The following is a 7,178-nucleotide window of genomic DNA, read 5'->3' as shown; positions in this document are numbered from 1 at the left end:
TCGACAGGCCCGAACTCAACATCCACCCCGGCCCGGCGCGCCCAGCAGCCAGTGGGACACACCGCACCCGGCGTGGCGCGCTGAGCTCACCACCCGCCCGGGTGCCGGCACGCGCCTGTCCCGGTACATGACCGCCCCGGCGCTTCGCCCGGCGTTTTCCACAGCACCGCTTATCCACAGGCGCGCGCGCAAGATCAGGCCGTTTTCGGGAGAATGACGCCAGCTGGACGGGGGCCCCCTTGGGAGGGCGGGCGCTGTGTGGGGTCAGACGGTGCGCTCGACGCGGATGACGACGGCGGTCGCGTTGTCGTCGCCGCCGGCGGTCAGGCTGTCGTCGAGCAGCGTGGCCACCGCCGCGGCCGGGTCGTCGGCCGACAACACCCGGGTCAGCCGCTCGTACGTCAACTGGTCCGAGACCCCGTCGGTGCACAGCAGGTAGACGTCGCCCGGGTGCAGCGTGACGTTGAGCAGGTCCGGCTCGGGCGCGTCCGGGTGCCCGGCGTAGCGGGTCAGGCGGTAGCGCGCGGCGGCCGCCTCCTCCGAGTCGGCGGTGAACCAGCCGTGCAGCAGGCCGACCCAGGCGATCGTGTGGTCGGTGGTGAGCAGGTCGAGCAGGCCGTCGCGCAGGCGGTAGGCGCGGGAGTCGCCGAGCTGCACGATCCACGCGTCGGCCTCGGGGCCGTCGGCGGCCACGAACGCGGTCAGGGTCGAGCCGGTCAGTTGCGGCAGGTTGCTTCCTGCCCTCCGTACGGCCTCCTGGGCCTGGGCGACCGCGGCCCGCAGCGCGGCAGGCGCGGGAGAGACGCTCGCCTCGCGGAGGAAGACCTCGACGGCCGTGTGCCCCGCGACGGTGCTGCCGGGGCCGTCGCCCATGCCGTCGGCCACCACCGCCACCGGATGGCCGGGCTCCAGGTGGAGGACGTCGTAGTTGTCGGTGTAGCGGTTGCCCATGACGGAACCGGCCGCCGCGGTGAGGCGGCGACCGGTGACGGTCCAGGCGACCTTGGTGATTTCCACCGTTCCTTCTTATCGGAACGGGCCGCCGGGGCGCGCGGGAAACACCGGGCCCCGCTCCTCGTGGGTTAGAGCGGGGCCCGGCGGTCCTGGTTACCCGTGCTCAGGAGAGCGGCGGGTACGCGTTCGCCATCAGCTCGCGGAACTGCGCGGAGAACCACGCGCCGGAGATGGGGGCGTTGGGCAGCGCGCCGCTCATGCTGTTGCCGTTGCGGGCGTTGCCGGTGTAGGTCGGGTCGCACATGCGGTCGAAGCCCTTGCCCTCGTCGTTCGGGATGAGGGAGCTGGAGCCGTCGGACTCACCCGGGGGCTTGACCCAGACGTACGCGTCGATGCCGCTGGCCGGGGCCGCGGTCGGGCGCTCGCCGAGGCCGGCGCCGGACTGGTTGCACCAGTTGCCGGCGTGGATGCGGCGGTCGATGCGCGACTGGTCGACGAAGGTGTTCACGTCGGTCGAGGTGCTGGCCGCCGTGGGCCGCTGCGATCCGCCCCAGCCGTTGCGGGAGGTGTCGATCAGCATGCCGATGTTGGAGTTGAAGCCGATCGAGACCAGCTTCTGCCGGAACGCCTGGGCGAACGTCAGCTCGTCGGTGTACTGGTTCCAGTCGATCCACTTGGACTGCCGGACGCTCTGGCCGTTGACCGTGGTGGTGGGCTGGACGAAGGGCTCACGCAGCGCCGAGTAGTTCGCGGTGTTGGTGATGAAGCCCTGGACGTTGTTGACGCTGCCCGAGGCCTGGGCGGCCTGGAGCATGATGTCGGCGGTGGGGCCGAAGTTGGAGTCCCAGCCGATCCAGCCGTGGTGGGCGGCGTCGACGTAGTTGTACGTGTTGGGGAGCGCGCCGAGCTTGTTCAGGGCGTAGCCGATGCCCTGCACGTAGCCGCCGTTCGCCTTCATCGTGTCGCACATCGCGGTGCCACCCGCCTGGCCGGACGTGTTGGTGACCAGGTTCGGCAGCGAGTCGATCTCGACGATGTTGATGATGCGCAGGCTCGCGTACTTCGGGTCGGCCTGGATCGCGGCGATCGGGTCGATGTACTCGGCCTTGTAGCGCGGCAGGTCGTTCGGGCCGAGCTCACCGTTGGAGGCGAGGGCGGCGCAGTCCCGGCCGGGCAGGTTGTAGATGACGAACTGGATGTAGCCGGCGTTCTGCGCGAGCGCGGCGTCCAGGTGGTCACGCACGCCCATCGAGCCGTTGGAGCTGCTGTTGTCGGTGCCCTCGATCGCGGCGATCCGGTCGAGCCAGACCGCTGTCGGGTTGTTCGACACCCGGCTGCCGCCGGGCTCCGCCTCGGCCTTGGCCTTCCACTCCGGGTTCACATAGCCCCGAGCGTTGGCGTACGGGTTGTCGACCTTGTTGCCGGGGTTCGTCGGCGTGGTCGGCGGCGTCGTGGGCGGGGTGGTCGGCGGTGTCGTCGGCGGGGTCGTCGGCGGGCTGGTGGGGACGGTGCCCGTGCACGTGGTCCCGTTGAGCGAGAAGCTGGCCGGGTTGGCGTTGGTGCCGGAGTAGTTGGCGTTGAACCCGAAGTTGACGCTCGCGTTGGTGCCGATCGAGGTCGACCAGGACGGGTTGGTCGCCGTGACGTTCTGCCCGGACTGCGAAATGGTCGCGCTCCAGCCCTGGGTGATCTGCTGGTTACCGGCGAAGGACCAGGTCACACGCCAGCCGCCGGAGATCGGGTCGCCCAGGTTGGTCACGGTCACCGCGCCGGTGAAACCCGTGCTCCAACTGTTGGCGGTGTAGTCGACCCGGCAGCCGGCCGCGGCGCTCGCGCTGGTCGCGGCGAAGATGCCGAGACCGGTGACGAGCGTCGCCGCGGTGGCCGCGGTCAGGCCGCGGATGAGGACAGGTCTCATGTGGTGGCTCCTCGAGACATGCGGTGGCGGGGATGCGCCGGGCGAGACATCGAGGGGCATCGCTCCCCGGCTGTTCGGACAGCATGGCATGGGAGCGCTCCCATCGCAACAGTCAAGTGATAGATCAGAAACCATGTGTTAACACCGGCCGAGCGGCTGGGACCGATGGCGTATAACGGGTGCGTGCAGGTTTACGAGATCGTCGAGGCGCTGGCCGAGGTCCCCAACGCTGAGGTCGCCGTGCGCCGCGGTCTGCTCACCGTGCACATCCCCGCGATCGGCGACACGGCCCAGCTCGATCCGGACGACATCATGGACGCGCAGCCGGTCTTCGTGCCGACCCGGGCGCCCGCCGTGCAGCTCGACGTGCGGCGCGGCCGGCGCGCGCTGCCGCTGATCGTCACGGTCGACGACCTGGTGTTCAACCCCGCTTATGCGGACGATCTGGTCGAGCCGGGCGCCCACCGGCGGCTGCCCGCGATGCCCGGCCTCATCGCGTACTCCGAGATGCACCGCGACGTGCGCGCCCTCGGCAAGGCCGTCGACGACCAGACTCTCGATCTCGACCCCGAGACCCTCGCGGCGACCCTGCTGGCCCACCGGTGCTTCATCGCCGGGGCGATCGAGGTCGGTCTCTGGCCGGTACGGGTGGCAGCCTGGTGGGAATACTCGCACGCCCGCGTCGGCGGCCCGGCCGGTGTCGCCCCGCTGCGCCAGGACCCGGTCTGGGACGACCTGATGGCCGACGTCCAGGAGGCCCGGCGGCAGACCGAGGCCCAGCAACAGTTCCAATTCTGAGTACGCCCGGCAGGCGCGCCGGCAGCGAATGTCCGACCGTGGGCTGACGCGCGGCCGAGGCGGCTCCACCATGATGGACGCCTCGGTTCCTTCAGCGGGGAGTCCACGGATGGCAAAGACGCTCAGCTACGCCGACGCCGCGCGCCTGCTCGGCGGCAAGGAGAGCACACTGGTCGCGGCCCTCGACACCGTCGCGGGCGGCCTGCTGCTCGGCGCGGCTCCCGTGGTGCCCGCGGTGCTCACCCTCTTCGACGCCAAGGCCGAGTTCGCGCGGCTCGGCCACGAGCTGGTCCGCGGCATCGCCGAGCGCCGCAGCGGCCTGTCGCGGCACGGCCGCACCCAGCGCATCGAGGCCGCCCATTCCGTGCTGGTGGTCACCGCGTTCTTCGACGAGATGGCGGCGGCCGACCTGCCGTTCCGGTTCGCCGACCTCGAGCTGACCCGCGACGAGCAGGAGCGCCTGGCCGCGGCGGCCAACCTGGTCGCCCGCGCGGGCCTCGCCCATCCCGTGCCGCTGCCCTCCCCCGCCGAGCCCGAGGAGCGGTTCCACCACCGCCTCGAGCTCTACTACTCCGAGCTGGCCAGGGTGTCGCTGGCCTTCCTCTCCGGCCTGGCGGTCGCCGAGTCCGCGCCCGACGTGCACCGGCTGCCCGCGACGATGGAGGGGCTGCCCGCGCGCGCCGTCACCCGATACGCCGACCTGTCACGGCGGCTGGCGGCCGACTTCCCCGAGGTGGCGCTCTGGTCGGCCCGTCAGGAGCACGCCGCCACCCGGGCCACCGTCGGCGAGCTGGCCAGTGCCATGGCCGGCCTTCAGCGACTGCTCGGCGACATCTCCACCGGCGCGCTGCCCGACGATCGCCGGGCGGCGCTCGCCAACGCCTATCGGGCGGCGCTCGGCCGGCCGATCGTGGAGTCGTCCGACACTCCCCCGGGCCTGCGCATCCCGACGCTCGCCGAGGCCTACGTGCAGCCGCTGTTCCGGGTGGCGCAGGTCCAGCCCACGATCCCGGCCGGTGACGAGCAGTGGTGGGCGGCCCAGCCCGTGCGGGCCGGCATGGACGCCTTCCTCACCGGGCACCTGACTTCCCCCGAGGCGGTCGTCGCGCCGCTGCTGGTCCTCGGCCAGCCCGGCTCCGGCAAGTCCGTGCTCACCAAGGTCATGGCCGCCCGCCTGCCCCCGGCCGACTTCCTGCCGATCCGGGTGGTCCTGCGCGAGGTCCCGGCCGACGCCGACCTGCAAGACCAGATCGAATACGCGGTACGAGCCGCCACCGGCGAACGCGTCGAGTGGCCGGCCCTGGTCCGCTCGGGGCCCGACGCCCTGCCCGTGGTGATCCTCGACGGGTTCGACGAGCTCTTGCAGGCCACCGGTGTCAGCCAGACCGACTACCTCATCCGCATCGCCCGCTTCCAGCAGCGCGAGGCCGACCAGGGCCGGCCGCTGGCCGTGCTGGTGACGAGCCGCACGAGCGTGGCCGACCGGGCCCGGCCACCGGAGGGCACCGTGGCGCTGCGCCTGGAGCCCTTCGACGACGACCGCGTCGAGGCGTGGCTCCGCGTGTGGAACGACGCCAACGCCGGCTGGCTGGCCGGCCGCGGCCTCCGGCCACTCGACCCACCGGCGGTCCTGCGCCACCGCGACCTCGCCAGCCAGCCCCTGCTGCTCCTGATGCTCGCCCTCTACGACGCCGACGGCAACGCCCTGCAACGACTCACCGGCGACCTCGGCCAGGGCGAGCTGTACGGTCGGCTGCTGCGCAACTTCGCCACCCGCGAGGTGACGAAACACCGCGCCGACCTGGACGACACCGGCATGGCCCGGGCCATCGACGAGGAGATGCACCGGCTCGCGGTCGTGGGCCTGGGCATGTTCAACCGCGGCGCCCAATGGATCACCGAGGCCGAGCTCGAGGGCGACCTGGCCGCCCTGCTCGGGCGCACCTCGGCCGCCGAGCGGCCGGACATGCGCGCACCGCTCGGCGCAGCCGAGAAGGCGCTCGGCCGGTTCTTCTTCATCCACCGCTCGCAGGCCACCCGCGACGGGCGCGACCTGCGGACCTACGAGTTCCTGCACGCGACCTTCGGCGAATACCTGGTGGCCTGGATCGTCTGGCGCGCGCTGCGCGAGGTGGCGGCGCGCGAGGCGGTCGCCGAGCTCTCGCTGAGCGCGGCGCCGGTCGACGACGACCGGTTGCATGCGCTGCTGTCGTTCGCCCCCCTCTCCAACCGCGTGTCGATCCTCGGCTTCCTGTCCGAGCACGCCGCCGCCCTGCCCGCCGAGCAGCGGGCCGCCCTCGCCGGCCTCGCGATCCGGCTGTTCCACAGCGCCCACCATTCCCGGGCCGGCCGGGCCTACGAGCGCTACCAGACGCGGCAGCACACCGTGCCGTCCCGCCACGCCCGTTACAGCGCCAATCTGGTCCTGCTGGCCACCTGCCTCAAGGGTCAGATCCGTGCGGAGGAGCTCTTCCCGCGCGTCGAGGACGCGGTGGAGTTCTGGCATTGGGAGGCGCTGTTCTGGCGCTCCCAGCTCAGCAGCGACGAGTGGTCCGGCATCAGCGGGGTCCTCGCGCTGCACCGCGAGTGGCAGGGCGGCCGGCGGACGTTCCGGCTCGAACTGGCCACTGGCGAGATCCAGCCGCCACCGGTCGACCCGGCCTGGACCTACCGCGTGGCCGGCGGAGGGCAGCGAGTCGACGTCTACGGGCAGCACAGAGCCGCGGTGGTGGCCCGCAAGGCATACCTCCAATGCGGCAACCTGGACGACGTGCTCCAGCACACCGCGGCGCCCGTCTTCGAGTCGCTCGGCTCCAGCGTCAACGTCTTCCGCGGCGTCCCCGGCGCCGGATACGCGTCCGCCGCCCACCTCCTGCTCAAGGCGCTGATGCTTCCCCTCGGCGACGCGACGCCGGAGGAACGCCGCGAGCTCTACGTGCGCTGCGTGGACGCGTCCGCCTCCCTGCCGGCCGACGAGCGCGAAAAATACGTCCGCCTGCTCTTCGACCGCCTGGCCACCGACCCTGACGTGCCCGTGGAGGTCGTCGACGCCATCCTGCGCCGGTTCGAGCCGCAGTCCGTGCAGGGCGTCTACCCGACCCCCGACACCATGGCGGCGATAGGACGCTGCGTCCTCACCTTCCTCGACCGGACCGACCTCTCCCCCACCCACTACGGCGCAAAGCTCGTCCGCACCATAAGCGCCGTCCTCCAGGACCTAGAGCCCGACGACCCAGAACCCGTGGCCCGCATGTGGGTGCGCTTCGCCGAGCTGGGCCTGCTCCCCGACCGAGACCGCAAGTTCGGCTGGAACGGACTCCCAGACCTGACAAGCCGCTGGCGCACAGCCAAACAGCCGCCAGACCAGCCCGACCAGCCCGCCAACACCAGAGAGGCGGCATGACCTAGAAAGTCCACCCGAACCCGGCCGCCATCACCAGCGCAGACCGCCCACCACGCAGACCGCCCACCGCCCAGACCGCCCACCGCCCGAACCGCCCACCGCCCG

4 protein-coding genes are annotated in these 7,178 nt (G+C 71.9%); 2 read left to right on the top strand and 2 right to left on the bottom strand.

Annotated elements, in window-relative coordinates; all coding sequences use genetic code 11:
- Positions 1 to 264: 264 nt before the first annotated feature.
- Both Ade02nite_RS06230 and Ade02nite_RS06225 read right to left on the bottom strand, forming a co-directional pair.
- A complete protein-coding gene (locus tag Ade02nite_RS06230; protein ID WP_239168575.1) occupies positions 265 to 1,017 on the bottom strand; it encodes a PP2C family protein-serine/threonine phosphatase in 753 nt (250 codons plus the stop codon).
- Between the two features lie 100 nt (positions 1,018 to 1,117).
- Positions 1,118 to 2,872, bottom strand: a complete 1,755-nt coding sequence (locus Ade02nite_RS06225) for a glycoside hydrolase family 6 protein (RefSeq protein WP_203760555.1) — start codon at positions 2,870 to 2,872, stop codon at positions 1,118 to 1,120.
- A gap of 183 nt (positions 2,873 to 3,055) precedes the next feature.
- Between Ade02nite_RS06225 and Ade02nite_RS06220 the strand changes: the two genes are divergently transcribed.
- Together Ade02nite_RS06220 and Ade02nite_RS06215 are read left to right on the top strand one after the other, a co-directional pair.
- Complete coding sequence (locus tag Ade02nite_RS06220; RefSeq protein WP_203760554.1) at positions 3,056 to 3,670, top strand: hypothetical protein; 615 nt, start codon at positions 3,056 to 3,058, stop codon at positions 3,668 to 3,670.
- A gap of 109 nt (positions 3,671 to 3,779) precedes the next feature.
- Entirely contained in the window at positions 3,780 to 7,073 is a 3,294-nt protein-coding gene (locus tag Ade02nite_RS06215; protein ID WP_203760553.1) for an NACHT domain-containing protein, read from the top strand.
- Positions 7,074 to 7,178 lie beyond the last annotated feature (105 nt).

It is taken from the genome of Paractinoplanes deccanensis (assembly GCF_016862115.1).
Lineage (GTDB): Bacteria > Actinomycetota > Actinomycetes > Mycobacteriales > Micromonosporaceae > Actinoplanes > Actinoplanes deccanensis.
The sequence above is the reverse complement of the archived record's forward strand: the minus strand, read 5'-3'. Positions and strand labels throughout refer to the sequence as shown.